The sequence below is a fragment of the Neptunomonas marina genome, from assembly GCF_004005935.1.
GTDB lineage: Bacteria > Pseudomonadota > Gammaproteobacteria > Pseudomonadales > Balneatricaceae > Neptunomonas > Neptunomonas marina.
In genome coordinates, this window is record NZ_SACQ01000002.1 from 424,119 (window position 1) to 441,934 (window position 17,816).

General features: G+C 52.9%; 17 protein-coding genes. 15 read left to right on the forward strand and 2 right to left on the reverse strand.

Features of this window, described 5'->3' with window-relative positions; genetic code table 11:
- Positions 1 to 41: 41 nt before the first annotated feature.
- The gene (gene elbB, locus EOE65_RS06670; RefSeq protein WP_127693513.1) at positions 42 to 695 is read right to left on the reverse strand and encodes an isoprenoid biosynthesis glyoxalase ElbB; all 654 of its coding nucleotides are present in this window, start codon (positions 693 to 695) and stop codon (positions 42 to 44) included.
- A 148-nt stretch (positions 696 to 843) separates the two neighbouring features.
- Between elbB and EOE65_RS06675 the strand changes: the two genes are divergently transcribed.
- The 9 genes from EOE65_RS06675 (at position 844) to EOE65_RS06715 (ending at position 9,571) form a co-directional block, all read left to right on the forward strand.
- Positions 844 to 1,620, forward strand: coding sequence for an energy-coupling factor ABC transporter ATP-binding protein (locus EOE65_RS06675; protein WP_127693514.1), 777 nt, complete (start codon positions 844 to 846; stop codon positions 1,618 to 1,620).
- Positions 1,617 to 2,231 (forward strand): energy-coupling factor transporter transmembrane component T family protein, encoded by a 615-nt coding sequence (locus EOE65_RS06680; protein ID WP_127693515.1) that lies wholly within the window; start codon positions 1,617 to 1,619, stop codon positions 2,229 to 2,231. Before EOE65_RS06675 ends, EOE65_RS06680 begins: the two co-directional genes overlap by 4 nt.
- A 21-nt stretch (positions 2,232 to 2,252) precedes the next feature.
- A complete protein-coding gene (locus tag EOE65_RS06685; protein ID WP_127693516.1) occupies positions 2,253 to 2,816 on the forward strand; it encodes a biotin transporter BioY in 564 nt (187 codons plus the stop codon).
- A gap of 149 nt (positions 2,817 to 2,965) precedes the next feature.
- Positions 2,966 to 3,976 (forward strand): porphobilinogen synthase, encoded by a 1,011-nt coding sequence (hemB, locus tag EOE65_RS06690; RefSeq protein WP_127693517.1) that lies wholly within the window; start codon positions 2,966 to 2,968, stop codon positions 3,974 to 3,976.
- A 30-nt stretch (positions 3,977 to 4,006) separates the two neighbouring features.
- Positions 4,007 to 6,205 carry a polyphosphate kinase 1 gene (ppk1, locus tag EOE65_RS06695; protein ID WP_240656929.1) on the forward strand — a complete coding sequence of 733 codons (2,199 nt, stop codon included), beginning with the start codon at positions 4,007 to 4,009 and terminating at the stop codon, positions 6,203 to 6,205.
- A 252-nt stretch (positions 6,206 to 6,457) separates the two neighbouring features.
- Positions 6,458 to 7,231, forward strand: coding sequence for an ABC transporter ATP-binding protein (locus tag EOE65_RS06700; protein WP_127693518.1), 774 nt, complete (start codon positions 6,458 to 6,460; stop codon positions 7,229 to 7,231).
- A 50-nt stretch (positions 7,232 to 7,281) separates the two neighbouring features.
- Positions 7,282 to 8,046 (forward strand): ABC transporter substrate-binding protein, encoded by a 765-nt coding sequence (locus tag EOE65_RS06705; protein ID WP_127693519.1) that lies wholly within the window; start codon positions 7,282 to 7,284, stop codon positions 8,044 to 8,046.
- Between the two features lie 110 nt (positions 8,047 to 8,156).
- Entirely contained in the window at positions 8,157 to 8,849 is a 693-nt protein-coding gene (locus EOE65_RS06710; RefSeq protein ID WP_127693520.1) for an ABC transporter permease, read from the forward strand.
- Positions 8,846 to 9,571 (forward strand): ABC transporter permease, encoded by a 726-nt coding sequence (locus tag EOE65_RS06715; protein WP_127693521.1) that lies wholly within the window; start codon positions 8,846 to 8,848, stop codon positions 9,569 to 9,571. The genes EOE65_RS06710 and EOE65_RS06715 overlap by 4 nt, the downstream gene beginning before the upstream one ends.
- 47 nt (positions 9,572 to 9,618) lie before the next feature.
- On the opposite strand, the gene EOE65_RS06720 is transcribed toward EOE65_RS06715, so the two are convergent.
- Positions 9,619 to 10,455 (reverse strand): SDR family oxidoreductase, encoded by an 837-nt coding sequence (locus EOE65_RS06720; protein WP_127693522.1) that lies wholly within the window; start codon positions 10,453 to 10,455, stop codon positions 9,619 to 9,621.
- A gap of 47 nt (positions 10,456 to 10,502) precedes the next feature.
- Between EOE65_RS06720 and EOE65_RS06725 the strand changes: the two genes are divergently transcribed.
- From EOE65_RS06725 to gspD, 6 genes are all read left to right on the forward strand, one after another.
- Positions 10,503 to 11,405 carry a hydrogen peroxide-inducible genes activator gene (locus tag EOE65_RS06725; RefSeq protein WP_127693523.1) on the forward strand — a complete coding sequence of 301 codons (903 nt, stop codon included), beginning with the start codon at positions 10,503 to 10,505 and terminating at the stop codon, positions 11,403 to 11,405.
- Positions 11,406 to 11,420: 15 nt separating this feature from the next.
- The gene (recG, locus tag EOE65_RS06730; protein ID WP_127693524.1) at positions 11,421 to 13,490 is read left to right on the forward strand and encodes an ATP-dependent DNA helicase RecG; all 2,070 of its coding nucleotides are present in this window, start codon (positions 11,421 to 11,423) and stop codon (positions 13,488 to 13,490) included.
- An 18-nt stretch (positions 13,491 to 13,508) separates the two neighbouring features.
- The gene (locus EOE65_RS06735; protein ID WP_127693525.1) at positions 13,509 to 14,018 is read left to right on the forward strand and encodes a DUF501 domain-containing protein; all 510 of its coding nucleotides are present in this window, start codon (positions 13,509 to 13,511) and stop codon (positions 14,016 to 14,018) included.
- Positions 14,015 to 14,782 carry a metallophosphoesterase family protein gene (locus EOE65_RS06740; protein WP_127693526.1) on the forward strand — a complete coding sequence of 256 codons (768 nt, stop codon included), beginning with the start codon at positions 14,015 to 14,017 and terminating at the stop codon, positions 14,780 to 14,782. Before EOE65_RS06735 ends, EOE65_RS06740 begins: the two co-directional genes overlap by 4 nt.
- A gap of 176 nt (positions 14,783 to 14,958) precedes the next feature.
- Positions 14,959 to 15,831, forward strand: a complete 873-nt coding sequence (locus EOE65_RS06745; protein WP_164847034.1) for a type II secretion system protein N — start codon at positions 14,959 to 14,961, stop codon at positions 15,829 to 15,831.
- Entirely contained in the window at positions 15,831 to 17,816 is a 1,986-nt protein-coding gene (gene gspD, locus EOE65_RS06750) for a type II secretion system secretin GspD (protein ID WP_127693528.1), read from the forward strand. Before EOE65_RS06745 ends, gspD begins: the two co-directional genes overlap by 1 nt.

Below are 17,816 nucleotides of genomic sequence, written 5' to 3' on the forward strand. Positions count from 1 at the left end.
CATCTCGGGCGCTATCAACAACGTGCTGGCACCAAGTGCTGTTAACTCATCGCAAGTACTTTATCGACTAGCTTATTGATTCCACTGGCCGCTTCTGTGATCGACCCAGCCAGCATGTAAGCGGGGGTTGTCACAAGTTTGCGCTGCTCATCTACCACGATATCACTCACCGAACAGGTCTGATGTGCGCCACCCATGGTATTAATGGCACCTGCAGCACCTTCGTCAGAGCCAATCGTACATGCCACCCCTTCACCGAACAGGCGCGGCGCCATCGCCGGTGCAATACAGATCATGCCAACGGGCTTACCCTGCTGATGGATCGCTTGTGTAAATCGCGTCAGTTCAGGGTCTAACGTACAGTCAGCCCCTGTTACTGCAAAATCAGAGAGGTTTTTTGCCGCACCAAATCCGCCTGGGATAATGAGCGCGTCGTAATCATCAGGATTCGCTTGGGCAAGATCGATAATCTCGCCACGGGCAATACGTGCAGCTTCCGTCAAAACGTTGCGAGATTCTCCCTCAACGGCGTCTCCCGTTCGATGATCTACAACATGCATCTGCAATTTATTCGGTGCCATGCAGTGATACTTGGCGCCCTGCTGCTCAATACGTAATAGCGTCAGTACTGACTCATAGATCTCCGCACCATCAAACACACCACAGCCTGATAAAATTACCGCGATATTTTTCATTCGACTCTCCTGTTCCCTCTAATTGATCTAAGCAGACTTTTTCCAGATGTAAAAGCACCACCGACTAAGGTGCCGTTTTTAATAGCCTTTTCGCAAGATTCCCAATCGCTTATCGGCCTTTTATACTTAGCTCCCTTTTTGGACAGTGATGCAAGGGCGATCGGTGGCTTGGTTTAGGAAAACCCAACACACAAAAGCGTGGCAACAAACACCACCTACCTCCACACAACAGAGCGATCATATCACGCTCTCAAGTGTGCATTTACGCCGTGGACAACACGACGTGCTCAAAGGCCTAAATTTGCATTGGCACGAGAAAAAAGTAGGCTTGATCGGCAATAACGGCTCAGGTAAAAGCTCGCTCATTCGTCTACTAAACGGCTTACTGCTGCCCGATCAAGGGCAGGTTGAGGTATTTGGCTACAACACCCAGCAGCAGCCGGAAGTACTACCCTCTTTGGTTGGTTTTATTTTTCAAAACCCAGACCACCAGCTCATTTTTCCAACGGTTGCTGAAGAGCTCGCCTTTGGCTGCCAGCAGCTAGGGGATTCGCCACACACTGCGCGCGAAAAAGCGCTCAATCTGTTATCCCAGTATTCGATGCAGGACTGGGCAAACCGCCCGGTAAGTGAGCTATCCGAGGGGCAAAAGCAAAAAGTGTGTATCCTCGCCATCCTGATTATGGAGCCTAAGCTGCTCGTCTTGGATGAGCCTTTCTCTGCACTGGACCTACCCACACGCCTACAGCTGATGGCTCTGCTCGAGCAGAGCGATTGCCACCTCTTGCTGATCAGTCACGACTTCAGTGTGTACGAGCAGTTTGACCGTCTCATCTGGCTAGATGCAGGCCAAATTCGTGCCGATGGCCAACCTGCCGATGTAATCGAGGCCTATCGCAACGCGGTAACACAGGAACGGGCATGATTAGTCTGTACTTGGAGCAACAAAGCTGGCTACATCGCTTGCCCACCAGCGCTAAGTTGATCGCCTTAGCGCTCTCAAGTGTTGCGCTGCTGACGGTAGCCAGCCCATGGATCATGCTAGCTGCGCTGCTGGGTGCGATACTGATTTACCTCTCGCTGGCACCGCAAGGCTGGCGCCATCTCAGCGCCGCACGGCCACTGATTCCGTTCCTGCTTGCGATTTTAGTGATCCACTACTTCACCGACACCCTCGTCGAGGGTTGCGTTTCACTGGGACGGCTACTCACACTGTTTTTGATCGCCAACCTGGTTACGTTAACCACACGAATGAATGATATGATCAACACCCTGCAACCATGCTTTAAACCGTTGCAGCTGTTTGGTATTCAGCCGCGCTCACTGGCCTTGGCGATTGCACTGATGATCCGCTTTGCTCCTGTACTGGCCAAAGTACTGGAGAGTCTCGATGAGGCTTGGCGTGCACGCGGCGGCGGCAAACAAAAGTGGCGTCTACTGGTGCCGCTAATTATTCAAGGGATTACCCTATCTGAGCATGTAGCCGATGCCCTCGCCGCTCGTGGCGGTAGTGCCGGGCTCAATAAGCGCATTTAACTTACAAGGAAACAACGCACCATGAATAGAGATCGTTCATTAGTACAAATCGCCCTCTATGCCGCCATTATCGCCGCACTCGGTTTGCTACCAAAATTCAACATCCCATTGGCAGGTGGTGTGCCTATTACGGCACAAACGCTTGGATTGATGTTGGCAGGTATTATGTTGGGCCCAGTACGTGGCGCGCTATCAGTGCTGTTGTTCCTGTTTGTGGTTGCGCTTGGTGCACCTCTGCTTGCCGGTGGCCGTGGTGGTCTCGGCGTGTTTGCAGGCCCCACTGTCGGCTTTTTGGTTGGTTTCCCTGTGGCTGCATTCGTGACAGGGTGGCTGATGCAGCAGTTACGTCAAAATCAGCTGTTTATTGCCGCTTTAATCGCTTCCGTCTGCGGCGGCATTATAGTGCTCTACCTCTTCGGGGTGCCGGGTATGGCTTTGATGACATCCTTAACCTTTGGTGCGGCGGCAAAAGCGATTTTGGTGTTCATCCCGGGCGATCTGATCAAAGCGCTCATCGCAGCATTGCTGGCCCGCGCAATCAGCCGGGCTAAGCCGGGCTCAGTACCTTCGCACCCTGCTGGTTAATTCACTGGGGGCTTAGCGCCCCCATTTGCCCCGCTTTTACACGCCTGATAATGTCCTATGTGATAAGCGTTTGCTTATCTAATCGGCATTCGTCATATTTTTGTCATATTTTTTGAGTCCAATTCACTTACCTTTGAAAGGATAACGCTGTGGCTTTTAACGACTCCCAACGCTACTTCCCAGATACCCGTATGCGCCGTATGCGTGCTGATAGCTTTTCACGCCGCTTGATGCAAGAGCATGTGCTGACGCCAAACGATTTGATCTACCCTGTGTTTGTACTCGAAGGTGAGAACCAGACCGAGCAGGTCGCTTCGATGCCGGGTGTTGAGAGAATGAGCATCGATCTACTGGTTAAAGAAGCGAAGGCACTGGATCAGCTTGGCGTACCTGCGATGGCGCTCTTCCCGGTCACACCGCTGACCGCAAAGTCTGAATTTGCCGAAGAAGCTTATAACCCAGACGGGTTAGCTCAGCGCGCTGTGAAAGCGATTAAAGATGCGTGCCCAGAGATGGGGATCATCACCGATGTTGCGCTCGATCCGTTCACAACGCACGGCCAAGATGGCATCTTGAATGACCAAGGTTACGTGCTGAATGATCGCACCGTTGAAACATTGATGAAGCAAGCGCTGTCACACGCTGAAGCGGGCGCAGATGTCGTGGCACCGAGCGACATGATGGACGGCCGAATCGGCGCGATCCGCGACATCTTGGAGGAAGAGGGCCACTGCAATACGCGGATTATGTCCTACGCTGCTAAATACGCGAGTGCCTACTACGGGCCGTTCCGAGATGCCGTAGGCTCCGCCGCAAACCTAGGCAAAGGTAACAAGTTTAATTATCAAATGGATCCGGCTAACAGCAACGAAGCGCTGCATGAAGTGGCTCTCGATCTTGCTGAAGGTGCAGATATGGTCATGGTCAAACCAGGCATGCCCTATCTCGACATCGTGCGCCGGGTGAAAGACGAATTTAAAGTACCGACTTTTGCTTATCAGGTAAGCGGTGAGTACGCCATGCATATGGCAGCATTTCAGAACGGTTGGCTCGATGAACGCAGTGTAATGATGGAATCATTGCTGGCATTCAAGCGTGCCGGTTGTGACGGTATTCTGACCTACTTTGCGAAACGTGCTGCCCAACTGCTAAACGAGTAGGATCGGTCTCAAGCATTACTGGAGACGAAGATGACAGGGCAGGTGGATTCACTGACGGAGCAGGAACAGCAAATGACAGAAGAGATGCAAAATCAAGCCGCACAAGCATTGGTTGATAGCCGGGAGATACTCCCGACGGTCGACCATCCCGACGAAGTCGAACCGGTTGATCTCAAAGCCGCCGAGCTCTACATCAACCGCGAACTGAGCCACCTGCAGTTCAACGTTCGCGTGCTGGAACAAACCCTTGATGAGCGCCATCCGCTTTTAGAGCGGCTGATGTTCCTGCTGATCTTCTCCAGTAACTTGGATGAGTTCTTTGAAATTCGTGTTGCCGATCAGCTCAGTCAGTTGAAGTATGGCCGTGAGGCCGTCGGCCCAGATGCCATGTATCCGGGCAAAGTATTGGAGAAGATCTCCGAAATTTGCCATGCCAATGTGGATCGTCAGTACCGCATTTTAAATGAGATCATGTTCCCTGAGATGGCCGCGCAAGGGATACGTTTCTTGCGCCGCCGTGATTGGTCTGATGAGCAAAAAGCGTGGATACGCACCTATTTCGAAGAGAAGATTCTCCCTGTCATTAGCCCCATCGGGTTAGACCCGGCCCACCCATTCCCACGGCTGGTCAATAAAAGCCTCAACTTCATTGTGGAACTGGAAGGTAAGGACGCCTTTGGCCGTGAAACAGGTATGGCGATTATTCCCGCGCCGCGCTCGCTACCACGCTTGATTCGTCTACCCGACGAGCTCTGTGAAGAGGGCGATAACCTAATCTTCCTCTCATCGATCATCCACGAGTTTGCCGATGAGTTATTCCCGGGTATGACGGTAGAGGGCTGCTATCAGTTCCGTATTACCCGTAACGCCGACCTCACCTTTGACTACGAAGAGGTCGACGATCTTGCACGCACACTGCGTGGCGAGTTGCACTCGCGTAAATATGGCGATGCCGTGCGCCTTGAGGTGGATAACCGCACCCCACAAGAGTTGATCGACTTTCTGATGCGCGAATGCAACTTATCCGATGATCAAGTCTATCGGGTGGATGGTCCTGTGAACCTCACACGTCTGATGGCGGTAAGAGATCTTATCGAGCGCAAAGACCTGCGTTGGCCGCCTTTCTCACCTGGGTTACCCGGCAAGATCAAGAAAGAGAAAGAGAAGGACATGTTTCAAGCACTGAAAACCGGTGACATGTTGTTGATGCACCCGTTTCAGTCCTTCACGCCGGTTATTGATCTGCTACGCCAAGCCGCAAAAGATCCAGATGTGGTGGCAATCAAGCAAACGCTCTACCGCACCGGCGACAAGTCCGACATCGTTAATGCACTGGTTGAAGCCGCGCGTAACGGTAAAGAGGTGACCGTAGTTATCGAACTGCGCGCCCGTTTTGACGAAGAGAGCAACCTGCACCTTGCAAGCCGTCTCCAAGAGGCAGGCTGCTTGGTCGTATACGGGGTTGTAGGCTACAAAACCCACGCAAAAGCGGTGTTAGTAGTACGCCAAGAGGGGAACAAACTCGTGCGGTACTGCCACTTAGGCACGGGGAACTACCACTCAGGCACAGCACGCCTGTACACCGACTACAGCTACATGACCGCCGATAACGATATCGGCGAAGATGTCCACAAAGTGTTTCAGCAGCTCACGGGCATGGGCAAAATCCAGCGCCTGAAAAAGCTCTATAACGCGCCGTTCACACTGCACGCAAAAATGATCGAGCTCATTCAGCACGAAGCGAAACTCGCGAAGTCCGGCAAGCCGGGGCACATCATTGTGAAGGTCAACGGCCTCACTGAGCCCAAAATGATTCGTGCACTGTATGAGGCATCACAGGCTGGGGTAAAAATTGAGCTGATTATCCGTGGCATGTGCCGCCTACGTCCGGGCCTAAAAGGGATCTCAGAAAACATCACCGTACGCTCGGTGATCGGCCGCTTCTTAGAACACACGCGTGTGTACTATTTCGGTAACAACGGCAAGCATGAAGTGTTCTGTGCGAGCGCCGACTGGATGGAGCGTAACATGCTCAACCGTGTTGAAACCGGCTTCCCGCTCACCGGCAAACTGGCTGATCGCGTCAAACGCGAGCTCGATTACTACCTGCAAGACAATACGCAAAGCTGGGAGCTGCAGGCAGATGGCCGCTATACCCTGAATCTACCCGAGGAGGGTGAAGAACCTTTCAGTGCACAACAACAATTACTACAAGATTTTGCGACTTAAGCAGCAAAATCGACCAAAATGGGCATCTTTCGATGCCCATTTTCAGTTATAGCGACCTGCTCTTTAGAAAACATCTACTCCAGCGACGTGCCCATTTGACCACTTTTTATCTGTTTTGACATGATGACGAACAGACCATCAACAGAGTAGACTCTGTGGTCAAGAATTTCATATAAGAAAAAAGTTGGCGTATCATTAGCGTTTAGTCCTGTACTAAAGGCTTATCTCATTCGCCCAATAATGGAAAACACTATGTCCGATTCCTCGATCGCGCTAGAACTGGTCGACATTCACAAGTCATATGGAAATCTAGAAGTTCTGAAAGGTGTTTCCCTTCAGGCGAAAGACGGGGACGTCATCTCGATTCTGGGCTCGAGTGGTTCAGGAAAGAGTACATTGCTACGCTGCATCAACCTTCTGGAAAAACCGGCCAGTGGCCGAGTTGTGATCAGTGGCGAGGAGCTTTTGCTGAAACCTGGCAAAAACGACGAGCTCGAAGCGGCCAACCGCAAGCAACTCGAATCGATGCGTTCACGTATCGGTTTCGTATTCCAGAACTTCAACTTATGGCCTCACAAAACCATTCTTAACAACATTATCGAAGCGCCTATGCAGGTCTTGGGTCACTCCAAAGAGCAAGCCGTTAAGCGTGCCGAAACCTTGTTAAAAAAGGTTGGGTTGTATGAGAAGAAAGATGCCTACCCTGGCAACCTTTCCGGTGGTCAGCAGCAACGCATCGCAATCGCCCGTGCACTGGCGATGGATCCACAAGTCTTGCTATTCGACGAACCGACGTCGGCCTTGGATCCCGAGCTGGTCAATGAAGTACTGAGCGTTATGCGAGAGCTGGCTGAAGAGGGGCGCACTATGCTGATCGTGACCCACGAGATGCGTTTTGCCCGCGAAGTTTCAAGCCAGGTCGTTTTCCTGCATCAAGGGCAAATTGAAGAGATAGGCCCGCCAGAACAGGTATTCGATAACCCGAAATCACAACGTGTGCGTGACTTCATGTCGAGCCATGTATGATCTCCATCCATCTATAGACATAATAATTTCACAATATAGAGAGAAACCTGATGAGTGTACGTAAAATTATCGCAGCGGCAACGCTGGCAGCAACCGCACTGGTAGGCACACAAGCACTGGCAGGCGATAAAATCCGCATCGCAACGGAAGGCGCATACGCACCTTTCAATATGAAAAACGAACAGGGCGAGTTGATCGGCTTTGATGTAGAGATCGCTAAAGCGCTGTGTGCTGAAATGAAAGCTGACTGCACAATCGTTGAGCAGGATTGGGACGGTATGATCCCAGCGCTGCGCGGTAAGAAGTTCGACGCAATCATCGCGTCTATGTCGATCACTGAAGAGCGTCTGCGCGCGATCGACTTCACCGACCCTTACTACACCAACGCGCTGGCATTCGTTGCCGCACAAGGTGCTGAGTTCAAAACTGACAAAGCTTCTTTGAAGGGTAAAACGCTTGGTGCACAGCGTGCCACTATCGCGGGTCAGTACTTAGAAGATGAGCTTGGCGATATCGTTGATGTGAAGCTATACGACACGCAAGACAACGCTTATCTTGATCTTGCATCAGGCCGTCTCGATGGTTTGGTATCTGACAAATTCCCAGCATACGACTGGATGCGTACAGACGCCGGTAAAAGCTACGAGTTCAAAGGCGACGAAATCAAAACAGCGACGGTCGATAAAATCGGTATCGGCATCCGTAAAGGCGATAACGAGCTGAAAGAGAAGTTCAACAAGGCGCTGAAAGCGATTGTACAAGACGGTACATACGGGAAAATCAACGCTAAGTACTTCCCATTCTCGATCTACTAAGCCGTTACGCGTAACGCAAAGCAACACATACGCTGAGCATCGTTTACGGTGCTTAGCGTACCGTAAACACAAGTGGACTCTCCCACTTTTCCACGCATGAGTATTTTAACGTGATTGATCTTCATGGTTTCGGGCATCTTTTGCTAGCCGGCACATGGGTCACGGTAAAACTGGCCGTTGTCAGTCTTATTGTTGGCTTGATTTTTGGCCTATTGGGCGCAGCGGCAAAGCTATCTGACTACAAAATTTTGCGTGGTATCGGCACCGCTTATACAACGCTGGTGCGTGGTATTCCTGAGCTGCTGATCGTATTTGCGATCTACTTCGGTGGCTCAGCGATCGTTATGGCGATCGCCAGCTGGTTTGGGTATGACGAGTATATCGAAATCAACCCATTTATGGCCGGTGTCACTGCCCTTTCCATCGCTTTCGGTGCCTATGCAACCGAAGTGTTCCGCATGGCGATTCTATCGATCCCTAAAGGGCAATGGGAATCTGCACAAGCGATGGGGATGACGCCCTCTAAAACCTTTTTCCGCATCATCTTACCGCAGGTTTGGCGTGTTGCGCTGCCGGGCCTTGGCAACCTGTTCCAAGTGCTACTCAAAGACACGGCGCTGGTGTCGGTTGTGGGTCTTCAGGATATTATCCGCCAAGCATCTACAGCGGTCGCAGCAACAAAAGAGCCGTTCACCTTCTACCTAGCCGCAGCCTGTATCTATTTGATTCTTACTGCCATAGCCACAGGTACAACACACTGGTTTGAGCGTTTGAGCAACCCACAAGCGAGGTACAAAGGATGAGCTGGGATTGGGACGTTATCATCAAGTACTACCCAAAACTCCTTGATGGTGCATTACTAACATTAGAGCTGGTTCTGATCTCTGGCTTTATCGGGGTGGCGCTTGCTGTACCTACCGCACTGGCCCGCGTCTCGCCTAACCGTTTGATCAGTACGCTGCCGTTTTGCTTTATCTACTTCTTCCGCGGTACACCATTGCTGATTCAGATCTTCTTGATCTATTACGGTGCTTCGCAATTCGAGGCGATTCGAGAGTCGAGCCTGTGGCCAATTCTGAAAGAGCCGTACTGGTGCGCCATTATCGCGTTTTCACTCAATACCGCAGCCTATAGTGCCGAGCTTTTCCGCGGTGCGATTCAGGCGATACCGCGCGGAGAGTTAGAAGCCGCTGACGCGTTTGGTATGAGTTGGTTTAAGAAGACGCGCCGCATCGTGTTGCCGCGTGCCTTTGGTATTGCTCTACCGGGCTACGGCAATGAAGTGGTACTGATGCTGAAAAGTAGTGCGCTGGCATCCACCATCACTCTGCTCGACCTGACCGGTATGGCGCGCACCATCCAAGCCAGAACCTACACGCCGGTGGAGCTGTTTACCGCCGCGGGTGTGATCTACCTTGTGATGGCGGCTTTGGTTATCGGGCTGTTCCGCATGATGGAAAGCTACTTCAACCGCTACCAGTATTACAAACCGCCTATCGACCCACTCGGTGTTGAAAAGCAGTAAATAAAAAACCGCTCTATTGAGCGGTTTTTTAATGTAAGGCTAAAGCGTTAAGCAGGGGGCGCAGCTGCTAACAACGCGCGATAGCCTTCGCGGTAGCTTGGATAGATAAACTGATAGCCGCTTGCTCTCAAGAAGCCATTATTGCAGCGCTTACTCCCCGTGCCACGACTCATCGAGCGCTCGGTAATCGTCACGTTTAACTCATCCGCTAACCAATCCATCACTTCAGCAAGGGGTGCAGGTTGATCGTCAGAGGCAAGATAAACGGGCGCTAACCGCTCCCCTTGAGTCGCCAACTTCACTAGATGCGCTAAAACACCTGCGCAATCATCGCGGTGGATACGATTGGTGAAACTCACCGGCTCCAGAGGGGCAGAGATGCCCTGCTTCACCCGCTCAAGTAGAAAACCACGGCCAGGACCATAGATACCGCTAAAGCGCACCGCAGTGCCGCCTAGCGCCTGAACCTGTTGCTCAGCTGTACGCATAATTTTGCCGGTCGCCGTGCGCGGTTCAGCGGGAGACTGCTCATCAACCGTTGTACTGTCGGCTTGGCCATAAACGCTCGTACTGGATGTAAAGAGCAGCGTTTTGGGCGGCTTGGGCAGTGCTGCAACCACGTGTTTAACGCCATCGACATACGCACGTTGGTAGGCCTCTTCAGTGCGGCCAGATGCGGCGGCACAATAGATCAAAACATCTATCTCAGGCAGGTTTGATAGTGTATCTTTATCACCAAGGTCGGCTGATATCCCTTGGATAGCGGCCGGTAGTTTGGTGATATCACGGCGTATCCCCCAAACCGTTAGCCCTTGTTCGGCCAGCAACACACCTAGAGCGCTGCCAACATCACCACATCCAGCAATCAAAACACGTTGCGGCATCTCGTTCTCCTTTTGGTTTGCAGCTGCATCATAACAGAGGACCGACTATGACACTTACTGAGCTGCGCTACATCGTAACGCTAGCAAAAGAGCAGCACTTTGGACGTGCCGCTGAGCAGTGCTTTGTCAGCCAACCCACGCTCTCGATTGCCGTTAAAAAGCTGGAGGAGGAGTTGGGCGTGGCGCTGTTTGAGCGGTCTAAGAACTCCGTGCACTTAACGGATGTCGGCGCTCAAGTGGTGGAGCAAGCACAAAAGGTATTGCAACAAGCGGATGCCATAAAAGATGTGGCGCAAAACGGTAAAGACCAACTGCTGGCACCGCTGCGGGTTGGTGCCATCTACACCATCGGCCCCTACCTGTTTCCACACTTGGTACCTCAGGTACGCCAACTAGCGCCCAATATGCCGCTCTATATCGAAGAGAACTTTACCGCCCGCCTACGTGAAAAGCTGCGTCAAGGGGAGCTAGACGCGATTATCATCGCCCTACCCTTTGAGGAGCCCGATGTGGTCACTCGGCCTCTGTATGACGAGCCTTTCGTCATGCTACTGCCCAAGCAACACCCGTGGAAAGATCAGCGCCAGATCGATGCAGCCAGCCTCAGCAGCACCGAATTGCTATTGCTCGGCGAGGGTCACTGCTTCCGCGACCAAGTGCTTGAGTCCTGCCCAACGCTCACACAAGCGATTCAGCAGCAACATCGCGTGACCGAAGGCAGCTCGCTAGAGACGATCCGCATGATGGTGGCTACAGGCCTTGGCGCAAGTGTATTACCGATCTCTGCGACCGATGGACACTACCAGTCTGATCTGGTCATCACCAAGCCGTTTAAGCAGCCGCAGCCCACCCGCACCGTGGCCGTGGCATGGCGTGCAAGCTTCCCACGTCCACAGGCGATCGATGTGCTGATCAACGCCGTCAGCTTGTGCAACGTGACGCCCCACTAAGGACACCGCAAGATCATGGCATCGGCAAACGATATCACCCAGCTCAAAGGGGTGGGTGCAGCGATGGCGCTTAAACTTGAGCGCTTGGGCATTACGCAGATTCAGGACCTGCTGTTCCACCTGCCACTACGCTATCAAGACCGCACGCGCATCGTACCCATAGGCTCATTGCAGCCCGGCGATGAAGTGGTCGTGGAGGGCGAAGTACGCGTTAGTGATATTCAGATGGGACGCCGTCGCGCGCTACTGTGTCGTATTCAAGATGGCACAGGGACATTAACACTGCGCTTTTTTCACTTTAGCGCTGCACAAAAAAACGGCCTTGCACCTGGCAAGCGCGTACGCTGCTTTGGCGAAGCACGCCCAGGCCCCAACGGACTCGAGATGGTGCACCCTGAGTATCGCGCCAGCGGTAACGATGGACTACAGCCCACTGATACACACCTAACGCCCGTCTACCCGATGACCGAGGGCTTACAGCAAAACAAACTGCGCAAACTTATGGAGCAAGCACTCAGCTGGCTGGATACCGGCCATATCGAGGAGCTCCTGCCCGCCAGTGTGCGTAGCTACTGGAAACTGCCTGAGTTAAAAGCCGCACTGCGCTACCTGCATACACCTCCGGTGGATGCCGATCAGCACCTACTGTTGGCAGGCCGACACCCTGCGCAGCGCCGCCTCGCCTTTGAAGAGCTGCTAGCACACCATTTAACGTTGCTGAAACTGCGCCAGCAGATCCAACAAGATGGAGCCCCTGCCATGGCAGCCACGGGGCATTTCTCGCAGCCCTTTCTTGCCCAGTTGCCCTTTTCGCTCACTAACGCTCAACAACGTGTTAGCCAAGAGGTGGCAGTAGACCTTGCCCAACCGCGCCCCATGTTACGCTTGATTCAGGGCGATGTTGGCTCAGGTAAAACGATGATTGCTGCACTGGCGGCCCTGCAAGCGGTGGAGAACGGTTTTCAAGCTGCGATCATGGCGCCCACCGAAATATTGGCTGAGCAGCACTTCAACAACTTTCAGGCGTGGCTTGAGCCACTGGGTATTCAGGTGGCGTGGCTCGTGGGTAAGCTCAAGGGCAAACGCCGTGAGCAACAGCTCGCGAGCATCGCAGATGGTAGCGCACAGGTGGTGGTTGGCACCCATGCACTCTTTCAGGATGAGGTGCGTTTTTACAACCTAGGGCTTGCCATTATCGATGAGCAGCACCGCTTCGGCGTTCATCAGCGCTTGAGTCTGCGCGAAAAAGGCCGTGATGGCATTCAAACACCGCACCAGCTGATAATGACCGCCACGCCAATCCCACGCACACTGACCATGAGTGCCTATGCGGATCTGGATTGCTCTATCATCGATGAGCTGCCGCCGGGGCGTACCCCGGTCAACACGGTGGTGATCGATGACTCACGCCGCGACCAAGTGATCAGTCGCGTGCGCGCCGCTTGCCAAGAGGGTAAGCAGGTGTACTGGGTCTGCACCTTGATTGAAGAGTCCGAGGCGCTGCAATGCCAAGCAGCGGAAGTCACCGCCGAACAGCTGAAAGAGCAGCTTGTGGAGTTACGCATTGGTTTGGTTCATGGCCGTATGAAAGCTGCGGAAAAAGCCGAGGTGATGCAGCGCTTCAAACAAGCTGAGCTTGATCTCTTGGTTGCAACCACCGTTATCGAAGTGGGTGTGGATGTACCCAACGCCAGCGTGATGATCATCGAAAACCCGGAGCGGCTCGGTTTATCACAGCTCCACCAGTTGCGCGGCCGCGTCGGGCGTGGGTCGGTCGCGAGCCACTGCGTTCTGATGTACCATGCGCCCCTTTCCAAACAGGGTAAAGAGCGTTTAGCGGTGATGCGCCAAACCACCGATGGTTTCCGGATCGCCGAGAAAGACCTAGAGCTGCGCGGCCCCGGTGAGGTGCTCGGCACACGCCAAACCGGCGATATGCAGTTTCGTATCGCCGACCTTCAGCGCGACTCTGATCTGTTAGATGCCGTACGAGATGCCGCCACCCAACTAACCCAAGAGCCAACTCTCACCAGCGCGATTACTCGTCGCTGGTTAGCACAGGGTGAAGAGTACGGCCACGTTTAACCAGCCAAGGTAAGAAATATGAGTTTAACAGCAGAACAGATAGCGCTGGTCGGCCAGCAGATTGGCCGAGAGCCCAAAGGGTTAGTGGCGGTCACCGTCGCAACACCAAAAGGGGTCCCCTTGGTTGTTCAGATGCGCTCGTTAGTGGATGACATCCCGTTTCCAACGCTCTATTGGCTCACTTCAAAAGCGCTCTGCAAAGCGATTGGTAGCATCGAGACACAGGGGTGGGTTAAGGAGATCGAGGCCCGCCTGCAAACGGATGAGGCCCTGCGTGAAGCCTATTTACAAAACCAGCGCGACTACGTGGCCCGCCGCTGGGAGCTGATGCAACCCGAAGATAAAGCACGTATCGAAGCGCTCGGCTTTACCGAGATGTTCGAGCGCTATGGCATCGGCGGCATCTCCCAATGGGACAAGGTGCGCTGCCTACACATGCAATATGCGCATCACCTTGCAGAGGGTAACGTCATCGGCGCGTTACTTGATGAGCAGTTCGGCCTGCACCAACAGGAGTATACCCAGTGAGCCGCTATGCGGTGCTCTCGGATATTCACAGCAATATCTGGGCGCTCAACGCCGTCCTAGAGGATGCGCTGAACAGCGGCATTACCCAGTTTATTAATTTAGGCGATATCCTTTACGGGCCGTTAGCTCCACACGCCACGTATCAGCGCTTGGTCGATCTGGAAAAACACTATGCTGTCACCACCATCAGCGGCAATCAGGATCGAGATATTGTTGCTGCAACGGAGGCAGCATTGGCTGCCAACCCTACGCTGCGCTTTATCCACACAGAGCTTGGCGACGATGCCTTAGCATGGTTAAGCAGCCTCCCCTTCGACGCGCATTTACCAAATGGTTTACAGCTGTGCCACGGGACACCTCAGAGCGATTTAATCTACCTGCTTGAGACGATCCAAAATATGCGCACTACGCTGCGCTCAACATCTGAGATCGAGGCGTTAGTGGGTAAACTACCACCTGCTACTCGGCTGCTGTTGTGTGGGCATACGCATCTGCCACGCCAAGTCGAGCTTAATACAACCCTCACTATCGTAAACCCCGGAAGTGTCGGCCTACCGGCTTATGCCGATGACGAGCCTGCCCCTCATCGCATGGAGACCAGATCAAACTGCGCGCAATATGCGATCATCAGTTTTGCTAACCAGCAATGGCACTGCGAGCAGCGCGCGATTGCCTATGATTTTGAACCTGCCGCGCAGGCAGCGCTAGCACGTAACCGAGCAGACTGGGCTCATGCACTGCGTACCGGATACGCGCCGATTTAACGCGCACTTACGCCAATCGAGCGGCCGTGGTACATTGGTGAACAAGGCTCTTTTCAATTCGCGAAAACCCCTTGTATTATGGATGCTTTGCTTGTGTCATGTTTTTGTAACAGATGCTGGCAAAAATAGCGTGCTTGCTCTGTTCAAGCGGACGTCACTTTAAATTGGATTTATCAATGGGTTTTCTTCAACTCAGCAAGCTCGTCACTGGCGTGCTTGTGGTACTTACAGCATGGTTATTGGCACCGCTGATTTGGCAGATCGCCGCACTCTTTAAGGACGTCCCAACGCCGCAATTTTCTCCTGCCAGTGTTACCTCAAGCGCAGCTATTAGCGCACCCAATACCGATACCGCATCACTGGTTGCTGAGATTCAAGCACATCACCTGTTTGGCCAAGCAGCGCGCCCCGCGCAGAATAAACCCGCGGCAGTCATTACAGCGACACAAGAGGTGAAACAGACACGCCTCAATATCAAATTGCTCGGTCTGGTATCGGGCCAAAACGGCGTTGCCGTTATTAACTTTGAAGGTAAACAGGGCGCCTATCGGATCGATGAGGTTATCTCCGATAAGCGCAGCCGCCGCGTCACGCTGGCCGCTATCGCCCAAGATCACGTGATTATTTATAACAACGATGTGGCAGAAAAGTTGCTGCTACCGAAGAAAGCCGCACGCTCAGCGGCGGTCGCAAGTGCCAGCTCAACACCCAGAGAGGTTAGTTTGAGTGACCCCGCGTTTACTGAACTACTGGGGCAAAACCCCAAGCGCACCCTCACCTCAAACCCATTAGCATTGACTCGGTTTATGTCACTTGCGCCCCAGCGCAATGGCAATCGCTTAGCGGGCTATCGTATTCAAGCAGGGCGTGATACCCGCTTGCTGGAACGTGCAGGCCTCAACAGCGGCGATCTCATTACCCATATCAACAATATTCCGGCTGCGAATCTCGATATCCCGCAGCTATACCAGATAATTAGCAACACAGCGGCCGTCTCTCTGACGCTACAGCGCAACGGCAAGCCTGTGACAATGGACATCCGGTTGTAATGATTAACCTTAAATCCCTCTCCCTTGCTGTACTTCTTTCGCTCTCTTCAGCGGCTATCGCTGAGGACTACACACTCGATATGCGCGGTGTGGATATTCGCGAATTCATCAACACCATCTCGAAGATGACGGGCAAAACAATCGTCGTCGACGATAAGGTACGCGGCAAGGTTGATATTCAAAGCCCGAGCATGCTCACCGCCGATGAGCTATACGAGGTGTTCCTTGTACAACTGGGCATTCGAGGCTACGCCGTTGTCGATACCGGCAATAACATTCTGAAGGTTATTCCTGCACAGGGCGCTAAGCTAGAGGGCACGGATGTACAGATCGGTACACCGGCGCGTGCAAGTGAAGAGGTTGTCACTCGCGTTGTCGCAGTGCAGAACGTCAACGCCAATCAGCTAGCTGCAACGTTGCGCCCATTGATTGATAACCGTTTAGGCATTATTGCAGCCTATGAAACATCGAACGTCATTCTGGTTACCGATCGCGCCGCTAATGTGCGCCGCATCGCGAAGATCATCGCCGAAGTCGACCAAGCCGACTCCCAATCACTAGAGATGATGCCGCTTACTAACGCCTCAGCCAGCGAGCTTGAGCGTATTCTTAGCAGCGTACTAAAGGACTCGCGTAAAGAGCAAACCGGGCCTTCGCCACTTATTACCTCCGATCAGCGCACCAATACGCTCATCGTGCGCGCAGACGCCACCACACGCAGCCGTATTCGCCGCATCGTTAAAGACCTTGATGGCGAGGTACAAACCACCTCAAATACCCGTGTGGTCTATCTCAAGTACGCAAAAGCAAAAGATTTGGTACCCGTTCTTAAGGGCGTTAGCGATACCATTATCAAAGAGGAAAAAGGCCAACAGGGCACGACAAAAGGCGCTGCGGCTCAGGGAAGCAACCTCAACATCGATGCACATGAACAAACCAACACCGTGGTCATTTCGGGTAGCCCTCACATTATCAAAACGCTGGAGGGTATTATCGAGAAGCTCGATATTCGCCGCGCCCAAGTGATGGTTGAAGCGGTCATTGCAGAAGTCTCCGACAACAAAGCTAAAGAGCTCGGTGTTCAGTGGCTGCTCTTTGACGGCAGCGGCGATGGCACGGTGCCGGCAGGTGCGATCGACTTCGGTTCAGAAACACGCCCAGGTATCGTCGATATTGCCGCGGCGGCAGCATCCGACAACATCACTCCCGGTGTGATTGGTAACGGCATCTCGCTGGGCTTTGGGCGTTTCAACGAAGATGGCTTCAGTTTTGCGGCCTTTATCACCGCACTCGACGATGATCAGGACTCCAACGTGCTCTCAACACCGAGTCTGGTCACCATGGATAATGAAGAAGCCTACATTCAAGTCGGCCAAGAAGTACCGATTATCACAGGGTCAACCGCGAGCGACAGCAACAGCAACCCGTTCCAAACAATTGAGCGTAAAGATATTGGCGTTAAGCTCAAAGTGACCCCGCAAATCAACGAAGGCGATGCGGTTCGCCTAACCATTGAGCAAGAGGTCTCCTCGTTAACGGGCATTGAAGCCTCTGATATCGTGACCAACAAGCGCGTGATCTCAACCACGGTCTTGATCGATGATGGCTCCACGCTAGCGCTTGGTGGTTTGATTCAAGAGGATGAGCAAGCTAGCACCTCGAAAGTGCCATTGCTGGGCGATATCCCTTACGTTGGCCGCGCTTTCAGAACCGATAGCAACACAACGAAAAAACGTAATTTGATGGTATTTATCCGCCCGACCATCATCCGCGATTCTACAGTTGCCACCTCTGTTAGCCGCCAGAAATATAACTATATTCACGCGCGCCAAGTACTACTTGGCAACAGCAAAACCGGTATGAAAAACCAGCCTTCAACGCTGCCAGCCTGGCCAAAGACGCGCAATAACCCACTGCGTGTTGAAGAGGCCACATCGCAATCCGATGAAGACCTAATCTTCAAAATGTTGGACGGGGACGACTAA

Excerpts from the sequence above, each read along its gene's own strand:
- EOE65_RS06735 (WP_127693525.1), top strand. The coding sequence starts at position 13,509 with ATGAGTTTAACAGCAGAACAGATAGCGCTGGTCGGCCAGCAGATTGGC.
- EOE65_RS06685 (WP_127693516.1), top strand. The coding sequence starts at position 2,253 with ATGAATAGAGATCGTTCATTAGTACAAATCGCCCTCTATGCCGCCATT.
- EOE65_RS06705 (WP_127693519.1), top strand. The coding sequence starts at position 7,282 with ATGAGTGTACGTAAAATTATCGCAGCGGCAACGCTGGCAGCAACCGCA.
- EOE65_RS06700 (WP_127693518.1), top strand. The coding sequence starts at position 6,458 with ATGTCCGATTCCTCGATCGCGCTAGAACTGGTCGACATTCACAAGTCA.
- gspD (WP_127693528.1), top strand. The coding sequence starts at position 15,831 with ATGATTAACCTTAAATCCCTCTCCCTTGCTGTACTTCTTTCGCTCTCT.
- EOE65_RS06720 (WP_127693522.1), bottom strand. The coding sequence starts at position 10,455 with ATGCCGCAACGTGTTTTGATTGCTGGATGTGGTGATGTTGGCAGCGCT.
- recG (WP_127693524.1), top strand. The coding sequence starts at position 11,421 with ATGGCATCGGCAAACGATATCACCCAGCTCAAAGGGGTGGGTGCAGCG.
- EOE65_RS06675 (WP_127693514.1), top strand. The coding sequence starts at position 844 with ATGCAAGGGCGATCGGTGGCTTGGTTTAGGAAAACCCAACACACAAAA.
- ppk1 (WP_240656929.1), top strand. The coding sequence starts at position 4,007 with ATGACAGGGCAGGTGGATTCACTGACGGAGCAGGAACAGCAAATGACA.
- EOE65_RS06725 (WP_127693523.1), top strand. The coding sequence starts at position 10,503 with ATGACACTTACTGAGCTGCGCTACATCGTAACGCTAGCAAAAGAGCAG.
- EOE65_RS06745 (WP_164847034.1), top strand. The coding sequence starts at position 14,959 with ATGGGTTTTCTTCAACTCAGCAAGCTCGTCACTGGCGTGCTTGTGGTA.
- elbB (WP_127693513.1), bottom strand. The coding sequence starts at position 695 with ATGAAAAATATCGCGGTAATTTTATCAGGCTGTGGTGTGTTTGATGGT.
- EOE65_RS06715 (WP_127693521.1), top strand. The coding sequence starts at position 8,846 with ATGAGCTGGGATTGGGACGTTATCATCAAGTACTACCCAAAACTCCTT.
- EOE65_RS06680 (WP_127693515.1), top strand. The coding sequence starts at position 1,617 with ATGATTAGTCTGTACTTGGAGCAACAAAGCTGGCTACATCGCTTGCCC.